The following is a 15947-nucleotide window of genomic DNA, read 5'->3' as shown; positions in this document are numbered from 1 at the left end:
TAGCGCAGCGTAACCCACCTCTTGTCTATCAAGATGGATGAAGTGGTGGGTTACGCTGCGCTAACCCACCCTACGCACCGTCTTCTTGGCAACCTTCTTCGCCAGACGCTTCTTCGGCGCAACCTTCTTCGCCGCCGGCTTCTTCGCCTTCGGTCGTTTCTTCACCTTGGCGCGCTGCGCCGCGGCGAGCGCCGCCCTCGCCCATTGCGCCAGCTCTGCGGAATCATCGAACAGGCGCGCCGGCAGCTCCCAGTAGGAATTCACCACCACGGTCTTGGCGCGGGTCGAATACTGGAACGGCTTCGAGCCTTCGGCTTCGAAATCGGGAATGGTCGTCTCGTCGGCGCGGAAGAACAGGCCGGCGCGCAGTGACAGCGCGAAATTGACGCCGTCGGCGGAGATGCCGAAGCCCGAGAACATTTTTCGGAAGGTGACCGGGCCGAAATCGGCGAACAGGTCGATCAGGAATTCGCGGTCCATGCTCACGCTCTCTCGTGCCCCGGACGCAGCGCAGCCTATAACGCTGCGGTGCAGAGCCGGGGCCCAGACCATAGCGTGGGTCCCGGCTCTGCGCAGCAGCGCAAGCGCGCTGCAGCGCGTCCGGGACACGAGAGCGGAGCGTTAGGCTAATTACCCGTCGATCTTGGCCGGCCGCAGCTCGACCGATTCGCCGCAGCCGCAGGCGGAGATCTGGTTGGGATTGTTGAAGACGAACTGGGCCTGCATCTTGTCGGCCTTGTAGTCCATCTCGGTGCCGAGCAGGAACAGCACGGCCTTGGGATCGACCAGGATCTTGACGCCCTTGTCCTCGACGACCTCGTCGGTCGGGCGGATCTCGTGGGCGTATTCGACCGTGTAGGACTGGCCGGCGCAGCCGCCGTTCTTGACGCCGACTCGCAGGCCCACGATCTCGGAATCGGCGCGCTGGGTCAGCTCGGTGATGCGCTGGGCAGCAGCGTCCGTCAGCCGCATCACCTGCGGGCGCGGACGCCGCGGCTTCGGAGTGGAGGATGCTGGTGTCGCCTGGGTCATGTTGTTTATGTGGTCCGTTGCGGAGCGAATTCAATGCGGGCCGAGGCCGTCACCACATGTTCAGCACGAGGCGCGCCTCGTCGCTCATGCGCTCGGGCGACCACGGCGGCTCCCAGACGACCTTGACGTCAACCACGCCGACGCCGGGGACGCTGGCGACCGCGTTCTCGACCATGGTCGGCAGCTCGCCTGCGGCCGGACAATTCGGCGTCGTCAGCGTCATCTGGACGTCCACCGAGCGGTCGTCCTTGATCTCGACCTTGTAGATCAGGCCGAGCTCGTAGATGTCGGCCGGAATTTCCGGATCGAACACGGTCTTGAGCCCGGCGATGATCTCGGTGGTGAGACGCTCGGTCTCCTCCGGCGGCAGCGCCGAACGAGTCTCCATCGGATTGGCTTTGATTTCGGCCGTGTCACTCATGCGAACAAATCCCGCGCCTTCAGCAGCGCCTGTGCCAGATGATCGACTTCTTCCCGCGTATTATACATGCCGAACGAGGCCCGGCAGGTGGCCGTGACGTTGAACCGCTCTAAAAGCGGCATGACGCAATGGGTGCCGGCGCGCACCGCGATGCCCTGGCGGTCGATCACTGTAGCGACGTCATGGGCATGCGCGCCCTTGAGCTCGAAGGAGATCACCGGGCCCTTGCCCCGCGCCGTGCCGATCAGCCGCAGCGAGTTGATCTCGCGCAGCTTCTCCTGGGCGTAGGCGGTGAGATCGGCCTCGTGGGCGGCGATGCGCTCCTTGCCGATCGAATTGACGTAGTCGATGGCGGCGCCAAGGCCGACGGCCTCGACGATCGCCGGCGTGCCGGCCTCGAACTTGTGCGGGGGATCGCCATAGGTGACGACCTCGCGCGAGACCTCGCGGATCATCTCGCCGCCGCCATTGAAGGGGCGCATCGCGACGAGGTGGTCGTACTTGGCCCAGAGCACGCCGATGCCGGTCGGGCCATAGACCTTGTGGCCGGTGAAGACGTAGAAGTCGCAGCCGATGTCCTGGACGTCGACGGGCAGATGCACCGCGCCCTGGCTGCCGTCGACCAGCACCGGAATGCCGCGGGCATGGGCGATCCTGACGACGTCCTTGACCGGCACGATGGTGCCGAGCGCGTTCGACATCTGCGTGATCGCGACCAGCTTGGTCTTCGGGCTCAAGAGCTTCTCGAACTCGTCGATGAGGAAATTGCCCTCGTCGTCGACCGGCGCCCACTTGATCACCGCGCCCTGGCGCTCCCTCAGGAAGTGCCAGGGTACGATGTTGGAGTGGTGCTCCATGATCGAAATGACGATCTCGTCGCCTTCCCCGATATTGGGGGCACCCCAGGAGGATGCGACCAGGTTGATCGCCTCGGTCGCATTGCGGGTGAAGATCACTTCCTCGGTGCGCGCAGCGTTGATGAACTGCGCCACCTTGGCGCGGCCGCCCTCATAGGCCTCTGTCGCGGCATTGGCGAGGTAGTGCAGGCCGCGATGCACATTGGCGTATTCGGACGTATAGGCCTGCGTCATGCGGTCCAGCACGGCGCTCGGCTTCTGCGCCGAGGCGGCGTTGTCGAGATAAACGAGCGGCTTGCCGTAGACCTGCATGGCGAGCGCCGGAAAATCTTGGCGCACGCGCGCAACGTCATAGGCCCCGTTCTTGACCGCCGGATGCGTGCTCATGACCGCCGCTCCAGCCAGCGCTCGGCGATGCCGATCACGTGCTCGCGCAAGGTATCGTCGGCGATCTGCTCGATTGCCTCGCCGACGAAGGCCTGGATCAGCAGCGCCTGGGCCTGCTTCTCCGGCAGGCCGCGGGCCTTCAGATAGAACAGCAGGCTCTCGTCCAGCGCGCCGGCGGTCGCGCCGTGGCCACACGAGACGTCGTCGGCAAAGATTTCCAGCTCGGGCTTGTTGTCCGCTTCGGCCTCGTCCGACAGCAGCAGCGCCCGGGTCATCATCTTGCCGTCGGTCTTCTGCGCGTCGGGGCGGACGATGATGCGGCCCTGGAACACCGAATGGGCGCGGTCGTCGATCACGGCCCGGAATATCTCGCGGCTGACGCAGTGCGGCACGGCGTGGTCGACCACCAGCGTGGTGTCACCGTGCTCGGTTTTCTTCAACAAGTTGACACCGTTGGCCGAGAGCTCACTGCCCTCGCCGGCCAGCGTGATGAAGCCCTGAAGACGGCTCACCGCGGCGCCCGTGGTCATGTTGAAGAAATTGAACTTCACATTGGCGCCGATGGTGACGAACTGCGAGGTGACGTTCACCGCGTCGGGCGCGTCGTCCATCAGGCGGATATGTGCGACGTCGGCGTTGTCGCCGACCGAGACGATGACGGCGTCGTTGACCTGGTAGGCCTTGGCTTCCGCCGCAACAAAAGTCTCGACGATGGTGACGCGAGCGCCCTTCCCGACTGCGATCCGTGAGCGGGTGAACGCCGAGGTCGACGCGGCGGTCGCGATGTGGATGATCTGGATCGGCGCGGACAGCTGGGCGCCATCCGCAATCGACAACATGACGCCGTCGGTCGCCATTGCTGCGTTCAGCGCAATCACCGCATCAGTGGATGCGGTCTTCAGGAGGCTAGCGTCCTTCTCCAGCGCCTCATGCGAAGTCTCAAAGCCCGCCTCGGCGACAAGCGCCTTCACGTCGGAAAGCTCGGCTGCGAACACGCCGTCGACCAGCACCAGCTTGCGGGCGCCCGCGATGGCATGCGCCTTGACCGCGTCCGCGGCGCGCTTCAGCGCGGCGGCATCGGGCGCGGCTGCCAGCGGCAGCATCTCGCCGACCAGCGCGCGCAGGTCGGTGTATTTCCATTCCTCGATCCGGCGGTGCGGCAGGCCGAGACGCTCATAGGTCTCGAACGCCTCGCGGCGCACTGCTGCCACATCAGGCGAACCCGGCAAGCGGCCCTCGGCGCTGGCGAAGAGATCGCTCACCGCGCGGCCGCCCCCGGTCTTTGCCACAGCAACGTTCATCTTAAAAATTCCTTACGCGGCATCCTCGAACTGGGCGTAGCCGGAGGCTTCCAGCTCCAGCGCCAGATCCTTGCCGCCGCTCTTCACGACGCGGCCCCTCGACATCACGTGCACGAAATCAGGCACGATGTAGTTGAGCAGCCGCTGATAGTGGGTGATGACGACCATCGCACGCCCCGGCGAGCGCAGCGCATTGACGCCGTCGGCCGCGATCCGCAGCGCATCGATGTCGAGACCGGAATCCATCTCGTCGAGGATGCACAGGCTCGGCTCGAACAGCGCCATCTGCAACACCTCGTTGCGCTTCTTCTCGCCGCCGGAGAAGCCGACATTGACGCCGCGCTTGAGCATGTCCTGCGGGATGTTCAGCGACTTCGAGACTTCGCGGACCTTCTTCAGGAAGTCCGGCACCATCAGCTCGCTTTCGCCGCGCGCCTTGCGCTGCGCATTGAGCGCAGTGCGCAGGAAATTCATGGTGGTGACGCCGGGAATCTCGACCGGATATTGGAACGCCAGGAACACGCCCTTGGCGGCGCGCTCGTCCGGGTCCATCTCCAAGAGGTCCTCGCCCCTAAACAGGATCTGGCCGTCGGTGACCTCGTAGCCGGGCTTGCCGGCGATGACGTGCGAAAGCGTCGACTTGCCGGAGCCGTTCGGCCCCATGATCGCGTGCACCTCGCCCTCGTTCACGGTCAGCGTCAGGCCGTGGAGGATCTCACGCTCCTCGACACGAACCTTGAGGTCTTTCACTTCAAGCAAAGCCATCTTGGTATCCAGTCTATTCAATTCAATTGATGTTGGTGCGCGAGGCGCGCGCCGCGAGGGTCGGCGATTAGCCGACCGACCCTTCGAGCGAGATCGAGATCAGCTTCTGCGCTTCCACCGCGAATTCCATCGGCAGCTGCTGCAGCACGTCCTTGACGAAGCCGTTGACGACGAGGCCGACCGCTTCTTCCTGGCTGAGCCCGCGCTGGATGCAGTAGAACAGCACGTCTTCGGAGATCTTCGAGGTCGTCGCCTCGTGCTCGAACGTCGCCGAGGAGTTCTTGGCCTCGATATACGGCACGGTGTGCGCGCCGCATTTGTCGCCGATCAGCAGCGAATCGCAGGCGGTGAAGTTGCGCGCCCCGGTCGCCTTGCGATGCGCCGTGACGAGACCGCGATAGGTGTTCTGCGACTTGCCGGCGGCAATGCCCTTGGAGATGATGCGGCTCGACGTGTTCTTGCCGAGATGGATCATCTTGGTGCCCGAATCGACCTGCTGGAAGCCGTTCGAGATCGCGATCGAGTAGAACTCGCCGCGGGAGTTATCGCCGCGCAAGATGCAGCTCGGATATTTCCAGGTGATCGCAGAGCCGGTCTCGACCTGGGTCCAGGAAATCTTGGAATTGGCGCCGCGGCAGTCGCCACGCTTTGTGACGAAATTGTAGATGCCGCCCTTGCCTTCCGAATTGCCGGGGTACCAGTTCTGCACCGTCGAATATTTGATCTCGGCATCGTCGAGCGCGACGAGCTCGACCACGGCGGCATGCAGCTGGTTCTCGTCGCGCTGCGGCGCGGTGCAGCCCTCGAGATAGGAGACGTAGGAGCCCTTGTCGGCGATGATCAGCGTACGCTCGAACTGGCCGGTGTTGCGCTCGTTGATGCGGAAATAGGTCGACAGCTCCATCGGGCAGCGCACGCCCGGCGGCACGTAGACGAACGAGCCGTCGGAGAACACCGCCGAGTTCAGCGTGGCGTAGAAATTGTCCGAGGTCGGAACCACCGAGCCCAGATATTTCTGCACCAATTCAGGATGCTCGCGGATCGCCTCGGAGATCGGCATGAAGATCACGCCGGCCTTCTTCAGCTCGGCCTTGAACGTGGTCGCAACCGAGACCGAGTCGAACACGGCGTCGACCGCGATCTTGCGGCGGGCGGGATCCTCTTCACCGGGCTTGGGTTCGACGCCTTCGAGCATGGCGACTTCCCGCAAGGGGATGCCGAGCTTCTCGTAGGTCTTCAGGATCTCCGGATCGATCTCGTCCAGTGAGGAGACCGTCTTCTTCGGCTTCGGCGCCGCGTAGTAATAGAGGTCCTGGAAGTCGATCTTGGGATAGTCGACGCGGGCCCAGGTCGGCTCGGTCATGGTCAGCCAGCGCCGATAGGCCTCCAGCCGCCACTGCAGCATCCAGGCGGGTTCGTTCTTCTTCTGCGAGATGAATTTTACGATCTCTTCCGACAGCCCCTTCGGGGCCTTCTCGGTGTCGATCAGGGTCTCAAACCCATAACGATACTGGTCGACGTCGATGCGCTTCACGCGCTCGACCGTCTCTTGTACGGCTGGCATTCCATCCTCCGCTCGCGGTTTCAAGGACCGCGGTGGATCAAACTTGGACGAGTATTACGATATTTCTCCGCGGAAAGCACGGGCTTAGAACCGTTCGAGCCGTGTTTCGTCGCTCATCTCTTAAGTAGGGTATTACCAAGCTTTCGCCAAGCCTCTAACGCCCGATTGATGTCCTCCGGTTCCGTGGACCAGCCCAGACTGAGACGCACCGCTCCCTGGGCCACCGCGGGATCATAGCCCATCGCCGACAGGACGTGAGACGGCTGGACCTTTCCGGAGGAGCAGGCGGAGCCGGAGGACACCGCGATTCCCTCCAGATCGAAGCCGATCACGGCGGTTTCGGCCTTCAAGCCCGGCGCGGTGAAAAGGACGGTATTTGGCAACCGCGCCACCTCTGTCGCAAAGACGGTCGTCCCGGGTACGTCACGGAGGCCATTTTCCAAACGATCTCTGAGGCTTGCCATGCGCTTCACATGCTCCGGCAGAGCCTGAAGCGCAGCCTTTACCGCGGCCCCGAAGCCGGCGATCCCGGCAATGTTCTCGGTTCCGGCCCGGCGGTTGAGCTCCTGCCCGCCGCCCCGCAGCACCGGCTCAAGGCCGCTTATCCCCTCGGTCAGCGCCAGGGCGCCGACCCCCTTGGCACCGCCGATCTTGTGCGCAGAAAAACTGGCAAGGTCTGCGCCTACCGAATTGATATTGAATGGAATTTTGCCCAGCGCCTGGATCGCATCGACATGCAGGAGGCCGCCGGCCTCGTGGACGATGCTCGCAGCCTCCGTGACGGGCTGAACGGCGCCCGTCTCGTTGTTGGCGGCCATGATCGAGACCAGGGCTGGCGGGCCGTCCTTCAGCTGCCGCTTCAACTGATCGAGGTCGACCACGCCGGAGCGCGTGACCTGGATCAGGCCGATCTTGTCCGCCGGGAACCGGCCGCCGGCCAGCACCGAGGCGTGCTCAACCGCCGAGACCAGCAGCCGCGCGACAGGTCCGCCGGACGGACCCCGCAAGCCCGGCGAGAGCGCCAGCGCATTGGCCTCGGTTCCAGCTGAGCTGAAGACGACGTTGCGCGGCTGCGCCCCCACCGCGGCCGCAAGCGTCGCGCGAGCTTCTTCGACCAGCCGCCGCGCCTCCCGCCCCTCGGCATGGACCGAGGAGGGATTGCCGACCAGGTCGAAGGCCGCCACCATCGCCGCCCGCGCCTCGGCGCGCAGCGGCGTGGTCGCATTCCAGTCGAGATAGACACGGTTCGGCATCTCGCCCTCTTAGCACCTTTTGTCGTCCGGCCAATCGGAGGGTGGGCACTCGTCAGGCCGGCTGCCGTTCCACCCTTCGCACCGTTCGCGGCACCGCCCGCAATCCGAACAGCGGCCGCAGCCAGGCAACGCGCCGAACAATTTCATAGGTCGCCACACATGTGAGCGCGGTCCCAGCGATGACAATCAGCGCTTCGGTCCCGGCCGGCAGACCGCTGTCGCGCAATTGATGAGCGATCACGATGATCGCGGTCTGATGCACGATGTAGTACGGGAAGATCGCGTCGGTGAGATAGCGCCGCGCCGGGCTGTCGGCGGTGAGATGGCGCCGCGCAAAGCCCAGAACGGCGGCGATCGCGAGCCATTGATAGCAACCATAGGCCGAGGCCGCGGCCCACTTCAGCGCAGGCGACGGCGCGAACAGGCCGGCGCGTACCAGGATGAAGGCAGAGAAGCAGGCGACGGCCGCCAGCAGGGCCACGAAGCGCTGGCGCTCCAGTTCGCGCCAGATCCCCTCCTGCCGGGCCAGCAGGAAACCGATCAGGAAGGCCGTCGCGTGGTCGGCGTGGTTGTACCAGTCGCCGAACAACGCGTGCGTCGACGGGAAAGCCGGGAACAGCACCAGGCGCCAGGCCGCAAACAGCAGGCATGGCCCGATCAGCAGCCATGGTCCGGCGAGCATGCCAGCAAGCTTACGGCCAATCCAGTCAGCCCCCGCCGGCCACAGCGCGAGCACGCCGATCAAGGCCATCGTGTAGACCCAGAGATAGACCACGAACCAGAGATGGTTCCAGGTCGGCAACACGATGCACGGGTTCGGACAGAACTGCGGGCCGAAGGCAAAGTAGTGCCTGGTGTAGAAATCGAGGAAGCCGGCGGGATAACCGAGGCTTTCGACGATCTGGAGATAGGCCTGCGGCGGCACGATCACGAGCATGCCGAAGATGAGCGGGATCAGGAGCCGCGCCGATCGCGCACCCGCGAGCGAGGCCAGGCTGGACTTGCCGAGCATGAAGCGGGTGGCAACCCCGGACACCAGGAACAGCAGCGACAGCCGCCAGGGGTTGAGGAATAGCATCACCGGTTCCAGCCAGGTCAGCCGGTGCGCGCTCTTGATGTGGAATCCCCAGGACACGTAGAGCATGCCGACGTGGTAGAAGATCAAGAGCCCGAAGGCTAAAATCCGCACCCAGTCCAGGTCGATACGTCTTTCCGAGCTTTGGAATTGCTGTGGTGTTGTCATGGTTTTCTGCTCCTTGACGGGACGACGAACGCGGTTTTGGGGCCAGGGCTGACATCGAAAATGGCTGACACCGAAAATGCTCCGCCTGCGGCGCGCGTCGAGCCGGTTTGGGATCAGAATCGGACGCGAGGGGATGAGCCGCCGGCAGCTGGGACGAGTCGCGGGTCTTTTGGGATCAGCGGCGGCGACCGGATGATGTTCGCAGCGATTGCGGCCGTCGCGCTCGCGATCGGAATCGTCAATGCGTTTTCCGGCGCACAGGACGCGGCTTGGCGTGGCGACAGCTACGACATCGGCCGTCGGCTGTTCTGGGAGATGTCGAGCATCGGCGTCATCCTGCTGTTGCTGCCGATCCTGGTCTTGGCGGTCCGCCGCATGCGCCGGACACCGGGCCTCGCCGCACAGGCGGCAATCGGGGCGATCGCCCTGCTCGGCTTCTCCACCCTCCACATCACCGGCATGGTCTGGGTGCGAAAGCTCGCGCTCTGGCTCGCCGGCGGCGCCTACGATTTCCGTTTCTCGCTCGCGACGGTCCTGTACGAATTCCGCAAAGACGCCGTGGCCGTTGTCCTGATCGGCGCCACGATCTGGCTGCTCGAAAGCCGGCGCGAGCTGAAGAGCGCCGCGATCGCTTCGTCAGCGCCGCCCGCCCCGCAGCCCCCGTCTCCCGATCTGATCTGGCTGCGTGACGGCACCAGCCGCATTCGCGTGGTGCCGCGCGACATCCTCTGGGTGGCGTCCGCCGGCAACTACATCGAATACAGCCTCGCCGACGGCACCCAGCACCTCATCCGGGGCACGCTGGCGGCGGCGGAAAGCGAGCTGGCGCGCTTTTCCATCGTTCGCGTTCATCGGACCAAGCTTGCCAATCTCGACCGGGTGCGCGGCGTGGACCTCAAGCCGTCAGGAGATTTCGAGCTCGCCTTCGACAACGGCCAGACCCTCGGCGGCAGCCGGCGTTACCGGTCGACCGTCGCCGCGCTCGGAAGCCGAACCGCCCCGGCGGGAAGCGCCACCGGCGATCCATAAACAAGCGTGATTCCAATCGGTTGAGCGCTGCCCTCCGGCGCAGCGGGCAACCCCTGCCGGCTCCGGTTGATTCAGGCAGGTCCCGATCCTGGGAGGCGGGCCGGAGATGACAGCACAATGACTGGCTAAGCTGTTGAGCTGATTGAGAGATGTCGAAGAAGCTTGCTTTTTGACCCTGGCCTCGTGTTAGAAGCGCGCGTCAGTTCACCCGCGCGCCACTCGCGCATCATCCGAGGGCGCGCCTCTCCACCTTTCATCCGTGCTCTCGTCGGCGGCAACGCTGCGAGAGCCACAATCGGACGATTGCGCAGGGATCACCTCCAAGGGACTTAAATCAGAGATCATCGATGCCTGAAGTCATTTTCACCGGCCCTGCCGGCCGCCTCGAGGGCCGCTATCACCCGGCCAAGCAGAAGAACGCGCCGATCGCGATGATCCTGCATCCGCATCCGCAGTTCCACGGCACGATGAACCATCAGATCGTGTACCAGTGCTACTACGCTTTCGCGCATCGCGGCTTCTCGGTGCTGCGCTTCAATTTCCGCGGCGTCGGCCGCAGCCAGGGCTCGTTCGACCATGGCACCGGCGAATTGTCGGATGCAGCCGCCGCGCTCGACTGGGCACAGACCATCAATCCCGAGGCGCGCGCCTGCTGGGTCGCCGGCTTCTCCTTCGGCGCCTGGATCGGCATGCAGCTCCTGATGCGCCGCCCCGAGGTCGAGGGCTTCATCTCGATCGCGCCGCCGGCCAACCTCTACGACTTCTCGTTCCTCGCGCCTTGCCCGTCCTCAGGCCTGATCGTTCACGGCGAGAAGGACGCGGTGGTGCCGCCCAAGGACGTCAACACGCTGGTCGAGAAGCTGAAGACGCAAAAGGGCATCGTGATCGACCAGCAGATCATCCCCGGCGCCAACCACTTCTTCGACTCCAAGCTCGAGCCGCTGATGGAAACCATCACGGCCTATCTCGACATGCGCCTCGCCAACGTGCGGTGAAGGCTGCGGCTCAAGCGAGCTTGAGCGCGACGATCCCCATCAAGACGAGCGCGATGCCGGCAAGCTTCATCGCGCTCAAGGTCTCGCCGAACAATACGACGCCCATGATGAAAGTGCCGGCCGCACCGATGCCGGTCCACACCGAATAGGCGACGCCGACCTCGAGCACCTTCAAGGCGCGTCCGAGCAGGAATACGAAAGCAGCGAGCAGCACGAGCGAAACAACGCTCCAGCCTGTCCGCGTGTAGCCTTCCGCGTACTTCATCGAGATCGCCCAGCCGACATCGAGCGCGCCGGCGATCACCAGCAACAGCCAGGCCAGGGATTGCGACATGCGCTCAGGCCGCGAGCTTGAGCAGATGCGCGTCGTGGCGAACGAGGAAGGCGCGCAAGAGTTGCGGATAGTCCGCGCCAACCGCGCTGCGCACGCTCGGACGCTTTGCGAGCTCGGCGCGCCAGGCGCGCACCTTCGGCACATCGCGGAAGATGCCGTGCTCGGTCAATTCGTCGAACAGATCGAAATAGCGGAAGACCGGCGCGAACACGGCATCGACGAGACTAAAGGCGTCACCGGCAAAGAACGGCCCCGCGCCGAGCGCGGCCTCGACACGCGCGAACTTTGCGACCAGCGCCTGGCGCTTGCTTTCGAACGTCGCCGCGTCGGTCGTCGTTTCCAGGCCCCAGAGGTCGCCGAGGATCGCCGAGCCGAACTCCATCCAGGCACGGTGCTCGGCCCGCTGCAACGGATCCGCCGGATGCAGCCTGCTGCCTGCTTGCGTCTCCTCGATGTACTCGCAGATCACGTTGCTCTCGAACAGCGCGACCTCGCCCCTCTCGGTCGTCACCACCAGCACCGGCACCTTGCCGAGCGGCGAGAGCTTCAAGAACCAGTCCGGCTTGTTGGCGAGATCGATGTCGATCCGCTCGAACGGCATGCCCTTCTCCTTCAGCGCGATCACCGCGCGCTGCACATAGGGACAAAGCTTGTGGCTGATCAGTTTCAGTGAAGCGGTCATGGCAACGATCCCGGCGGTTAGATGCAACTGCATCAAATATAAATGCAACTGCATCTACCCGTCAAGGTCAATGCATTTGCATCAACCGGGCGTGATCGTCAGGCAGTAATCTTCAGGGCCTGGCAATCACCCCGCCCGTCATCGGCATCGGCACGCCCGTGGTGGCGGGATAGGACAGTGGCAGGCCTTTCATGCCGCGGACGGCGAGAAAGCCGAAGGCCTGCGCTTCGATGGCGTCGGAGGCCCAGCCGAGCGTTTCGGCCGCCTCGACCGTCGCCGAGCCCACCCGCTCCCGCAGCATCCGCAGCATGGTGAGGTTGCGGGCGCCGCCGCCGCAGACGATCCAGCTCCGCGGCCGGCGCGGCAACAGCGGAATGACACGGGCGATCGCGGCGGCGGTGAAGGCGGTCAGCGTCGCCGCGCCGTCGGCCGGCGCCACCTCGCCGAGCCGCAGGGCCGCAAAATCGTTGCGGTCGAGCGATTTCGGCGGGGGGCTTGCGAAGAACGGCAGCTCCAGCGCCCGCGCGATCCAGGCTTCATCCACCTTGCCGAGCGCGGCGAACTTTCCTTCCGCATCGAACGCCTGGTTCATGGTGCGGTACATGAAATCGTCCAGCAACGCGTTCCCGGGGCCGGTGTCGCAGGCGATCAGCGTATCGTTGCCGTCGATATAGGTGATGTTGGAGACGCCGCCGACATTGACCACGACGATCGGCCCTTCGCGCTCCAGCGAATGGGCGAGCGCGCGGTGGTAGACCGGCACGAGCGGCGCGCCCTGCCCGCCCGCCTCGACGTCGGCGGCGCGGAAGTCGTGCATCACGGGAATGTGGATGGCCCTTGCCAGCGCCGGCGCGTCGCCAATCTGCACCGTCAGCCGTCTTTCGGGCCGATGCAGCACGGTCTGGCCGTGAAAGCCGACAATGTCGATGTCCTCCGCCCTCATCCGGTTCTGGGCGAGGAAGGCCGCAACCGCCTCGGCATGGGCCTGCGTTACCGCACGCTCGGCATCGCCCAGAATGCCCGGGCGGGCGTCGCGTTGCTGCAGATGCACGGCCTCGCTCAGCGCCTGGCGCAGCAGGTTGCGCTCGGCCGGGCCGTAGGGCCGGTAACCGGATGGCCCGAATGCCTTCACCTGCTTTCCGTCGGTTTCGATCAGCGCGACATCCACCCCGTCCAGCGAGGTGCCGCTCATCAAACCGAGTGCCGTCAACATCATGGACCAGCGTCCTCAAGAAACCCGCCCTGGCATGCCGATCTTGTGCCAGAGGGACACATCTTATAATGCCAACGCGCCAAGTGGCGGGCGGCCAATCGGGTTCCCGCGGAAGACCCTTAAATTGCCCCCAAAACGGTAAACCAAGAATTGTCAGGTACGCCGACAGATGACTGCATTTAAATCGGATTTCCTCAACACCCTGCAGGAACGTGGATTCATCCACCAGTGCTCCGATTTCGAGGGGCTGGACGCGCTCGCCGCCAAGGGCGAGGCCACGGCCTATGTCGGCTACGATTGCACCGCCCGCTCGCTGCACATCGGCAACTATCTGACCATGATGATGCTCTACTGGCTGCAGCAGTCCGGCAACAAGCCGATCACGCTGATGGGCGGCGGCACCACCATGGTGGGCGATCCCTCCGGCAAGGACGAGACGCGCGCGATTCGCACCATTGCCGAGATCGAGGCCAACAAGGAATCGATCCGCGGCGTGTTCGCCAAGGTGCTCCGCTACGGCGAGGGCAAGAGCGACGCCGTCATGCTCGACAATGCGGAATGGCTGACCAAGCTGAACTGGATCGAGATGCTGCGCGACGTCGGCCGGCACTTCTCGGTCAACCGCATGCTGACCATGGATTCCGTGCGGCTGCGCCTCGAGCGCGAGCAGGAGATGAGCTTCATCGAGTTCAACTACATGGTCTGCCAGGCCTACGACTTCGTCGAGCTGGCCAAGCGCACCGGCTGCCGCCTCCAGATGGGCGGCTCGGACCAATGGGGCAACATCATCATGGGCGTCGATCTCGGCCGCCGCATGGGCACGCACCAGCTGTTCGCGCTGACGACGCCGCTGCTGACGACCGCCTCGGGCGCGAAGATGGGCAAGACCGCGCAAGGCGCGGTGTGGCTCAACGCCGACCAGTTCAGCCCGTACGACTTCTGGCAGTACTGGCGCAACACCGAGGACGCCGACGTCGGCAAGTTCCTGAAACTGTTCACGACGCTGCCGATGGCCGAGATCAAGAAGCTCGAGGCGCTCGGCGGCTCGGAGATCAACGAGGCGAAGAAGGTGCTCGCGACCGAAGCGACCGCGCTGCTGCACGGCCGCGACGCCGCGCGCGAAGCCGCGGAGACCGCGCGCCGCACCTTCGAGGAAGGTGCGCTCGCCGAAAGCCTGCCGACCGTGGAAATTCCGCGCGGCGAGCTCGACGCCGGCCTGGGCGTACTCAACGCCTTCGTCAAGGCAGGCCTCGTCGGCTCCAACGGCGAAGCGCGGCGCCAGATCAAAGGCGGCGGCCTGCGCGTCAATGATGCGCCCGTCACCGACGAGAAGATGGCGCTGTCGGCAGGCAATCTGACGCCGGAAGGCGTGATCAAGCTGTCCTTCGGCAAGAAGAAGCACGTGCTCATCAAGCCTGCATAGGCGTATGAGCTTTTCACTGCTTGTCAGGGCGCACAGATGCGCGCTCCCTGACGGCAATGAAACAATACACGCCCAGGGAAGCGAGCAAGGATACGCACCGTGACGGCGTCGCGGCGACACCGCAAGGCGTCGCGCGCGTCGCGCTCACCGTGCTCGCACTCTGCTTCACGCTGGCCGTGCTGGGCCGCGGGCTCGGCGACAGTTTTACGGTATTCCTGAAGCCGATCTCGGAAAGCTTTGGCTGGGACCGCGCGCAGATCGTCTCGGTCTATTCACTCACCTGGCTTGCGAGCGGCCTTACCGCCCCCTTCGTCGGACGCCTGTTCGATCATTCCGGACCGCGCATTGTCTATGCGCTCGGCCTTTTGCTGCTCGGCGCCGCCTTCCTGATCGCGGCGCACGCGCAGCGCCTGTGGCAGTTCCAGCTCTCGATCGGCCTCTGCGTCGGCGTCGGTATCGCCTTCATCGGCATCGTGCCGAACTCGATCCTGCTCGGCCGCTGGTTCGGGCCGCGCCTGCCGACCGCGATGTCGGTGGTGTATTCGGCGATGGGCGGCGGCGTGCTGGTGCTGCTGCCGGCCTCGCAGCTGCTGATCGATCACATCGGCTGGCGCGGCACCTACCAGCTGTTCGGCTTCGCCGCCTTGGGCCTCCTGGTCCCGCTACTGCTGCTGCCGTGGCGGCTGTTCGCCGCGGGCTCGCCGCATGTCGTGAAGAAGACCGATCCTGATTTCGTCGACAACGGCTGGACGCTGCTCCGCGCGATGCGTCACCACGCCTTCTGGGCGCTGTTCTCGACGTTCTTCTTCACCGCCGTCGGCATGTACGCGATCGCCGCGCAGATCGTGGCGTATCTGATCGATGCCGGCTTCCCCCCGCTCCAGGCCGCGACCGCCTGGGGTTTTTCCGGCGTCGTGCTGGTGTTCGGCATGCTCGGTGTGTCTGCGCTCGACGGCCTGATCGGGCGAAGGCCGTCCGTGCTCTTGAGCTACGCGATCTCGATCCTCGGCATCGCCCTGCTCTGGCTGCTGCAATATTCCCCGAACATGCTGCTGCTCACCGGTTTCATCGTCTGCTTCGGCAGCATGATGGGCTCGCGCGGCCCGCTGATCAGCGCGACCGCGATGCGGATCTTCCAGGGCAAGCGCGTGGGCACCATCTACGGCACGATCTCGATCGGCAGCGGCCTCGGCTCGGCGTTCGGCTCCTGGAGCGGCGGCCTGATCCATGACGCGACGCACGGCTACAACGCCCTGCTCGCCTTCGCACTTGCGAGCGTGATCCTCGGAATGATTCCATTCCTGATCGTGCCCGCCTTGCGGCGCTAGGTATCTCAGGGGTAACCTGATCGCATTCGTGTCACCGGAAAATTACGGGTGGGACCGGCACGAATACGCGCAAAAAATGCGGATCACACGCGGCCGAAACCCCGGCCTGCGGTGTTATGT

Annotated in this window: 16 protein-coding genes; 4 read left to right on the top strand and 12 right to left on the bottom strand. The window is 64.7% G+C overall.

Annotated elements, in window-relative coordinates:
* Window positions 1–60: 60 nt before the first annotated feature.
* From DCG74_RS23080 to DCG74_RS23040, 9 genes are all read right to left on the bottom strand, one after another.
* Window positions 61–480 carry a TfoX/Sxy family protein gene (locus DCG74_RS23080; protein WP_172788705.1) on the bottom strand — a complete coding sequence of 140 codons (420 nt, stop codon included), beginning with the start codon at window positions 478–480 and terminating at the stop codon, window positions 61–63.
* 150 nt (window positions 481–630) lie between these two features.
* On the bottom strand, window positions 631–1032 hold the full coding sequence (locus tag DCG74_RS23075) for an iron-sulfur cluster assembly accessory protein (protein WP_158671097.1): 402 nt from the start codon (window positions 1030–1032) through the stop codon (window positions 631–633).
* A 49-nt stretch (window positions 1033–1081) separates the two neighbouring features.
* Window positions 1082–1453 carry an SUF system Fe-S cluster assembly protein gene (locus tag DCG74_RS23070; RefSeq protein ID WP_172788694.1) on the bottom strand — a complete coding sequence of 124 codons (372 nt, stop codon included), beginning with the start codon at window positions 1451–1453 and terminating at the stop codon, window positions 1082–1084.
* Entirely contained in the window at window positions 1450–2697 is a 1248-nt protein-coding gene (locus tag DCG74_RS23065; protein WP_172788693.1) for a cysteine desulfurase, read from the bottom strand. The genes DCG74_RS23070 and DCG74_RS23065 overlap by 4 nt, the downstream gene beginning before the upstream one ends.
* Window positions 2694–3998 (bottom strand): Fe-S cluster assembly protein SufD, encoded by a 1305-nt coding sequence (gene sufD / locus DCG74_RS23060; protein ID WP_172788692.1) that lies wholly within the window; start codon window positions 3996–3998, stop codon window positions 2694–2696. Before sufD ends, DCG74_RS23065 begins: the two co-directional genes overlap by 4 nt.
* 12 nt (window positions 3999–4010) lie before the next feature.
* Window positions 4011–4763, bottom strand: a complete 753-nt coding sequence (gene sufC, locus DCG74_RS23055; RefSeq protein WP_172788691.1) for a Fe-S cluster assembly ATPase SufC — start codon at window positions 4761–4763, stop codon at window positions 4011–4013.
* A 67-nt stretch (window positions 4764–4830) separates the two neighbouring features.
* The gene (gene sufB, locus DCG74_RS23050) at window positions 4831–6327 is read right to left on the bottom strand and encodes a Fe-S cluster assembly protein SufB (protein ID WP_172788690.1); all 1497 of its coding nucleotides are present in this window, start codon (window positions 6325–6327) and stop codon (window positions 4831–4833) included.
* Window positions 6328–6440: 113 nt separating this feature from the next.
* The gene (locus DCG74_RS23045; protein ID WP_172788689.1) at window positions 6441–7580 is read right to left on the bottom strand and encodes a cysteine desulfurase family protein; all 1140 of its coding nucleotides are present in this window, start codon (window positions 7578–7580) and stop codon (window positions 6441–6443) included.
* 52 nt (window positions 7581–7632) lie between these two features.
* Window positions 7633–8823 carry an acyltransferase family protein gene (locus tag DCG74_RS23040; protein ID WP_172788688.1) on the bottom strand — a complete coding sequence of 397 codons (1191 nt, stop codon included), beginning with the start codon at window positions 8821–8823 and terminating at the stop codon, window positions 7633–7635.
* 192 nt (window positions 8824–9015) lie between these two features.
* On the opposite strand from DCG74_RS23040, the gene DCG74_RS23035 reads away from it, so the two are divergent.
* Together DCG74_RS23035 and DCG74_RS23030 are read left to right on the top strand one after the other, a co-directional pair.
* Window positions 9016–9852: a LytTR family DNA-binding domain-containing protein gene (locus DCG74_RS23035; RefSeq protein WP_246709003.1), complete on the top strand. Its 837-nt coding sequence runs from the start codon at window positions 9016–9018 to the stop codon at window positions 9850–9852.
* Window positions 9853–10199: 347 nt separating this feature from the next.
* Window positions 10200–10847 carry an alpha/beta hydrolase gene (locus DCG74_RS23030; RefSeq protein WP_025036034.1) on the top strand — a complete coding sequence of 216 codons (648 nt, stop codon included), beginning with the start codon at window positions 10200–10202 and terminating at the stop codon, window positions 10845–10847.
* Window positions 10848–10857: 10 nt separating this feature from the next.
* Here DCG74_RS23030 and DCG74_RS23025 read toward each other — a convergent pair whose 3' ends face one another.
* The 3 genes from DCG74_RS23025 to DCG74_RS23015 form a co-directional block, all read right to left on the bottom strand.
* A complete protein-coding gene (locus DCG74_RS23025) occupies window positions 10858–11181 on the bottom strand; it encodes a multidrug efflux SMR transporter (protein ID WP_172788686.1) in 324 nt (107 codons plus the stop codon).
* A 4-nt stretch (window positions 11182–11185) separates the two neighbouring features.
* Window positions 11186–11863 (bottom strand): glutathione S-transferase family protein, encoded by a 678-nt coding sequence (locus tag DCG74_RS23020; protein ID WP_172788685.1) that lies wholly within the window; start codon window positions 11861–11863, stop codon window positions 11186–11188.
* A 112-nt stretch (window positions 11864–11975) separates the two neighbouring features.
* Window positions 11976–13079, bottom strand: a complete 1104-nt coding sequence (locus DCG74_RS23015) for an anhydro-N-acetylmuramic acid kinase (protein ID WP_172788684.1) — start codon at window positions 13077–13079, stop codon at window positions 11976–11978.
* Window positions 13080–13245: 166 nt separating this feature from the next.
* Between DCG74_RS23015 and tyrS the strand changes: the two genes are divergently transcribed.
* Together tyrS and DCG74_RS23005 are read left to right on the top strand one after the other, a co-directional pair.
* Window positions 13246–14499 carry a tyrosine--tRNA ligase gene (gene tyrS, locus DCG74_RS23010; RefSeq protein WP_172788683.1) on the top strand — a complete coding sequence of 418 codons (1254 nt, stop codon included), beginning with the start codon at window positions 13246–13248 and terminating at the stop codon, window positions 14497–14499.
* Between the two features lie 56 nt (window positions 14500–14555).
* Window positions 14556–15827 (top strand): MFS transporter, encoded by a 1272-nt coding sequence (locus tag DCG74_RS23005; RefSeq protein WP_172788682.1) that lies wholly within the window; start codon window positions 14556–14558, stop codon window positions 15825–15827.
* The last annotated feature ends 120 nt before the right edge of the window (window positions 15828–15947 follow it).

Origin of the sequence: Bradyrhizobium sp. WBAH42 (assembly GCF_024585265.1) — a bacterium.
Taxonomy (GTDB): Bacteria; Pseudomonadota; Alphaproteobacteria; order Rhizobiales; family Xanthobacteraceae; genus Bradyrhizobium.
Note: the sequence above shows the minus strand (reverse complement) of the source record. Positions and strands in the feature narration are given on the sequence as shown.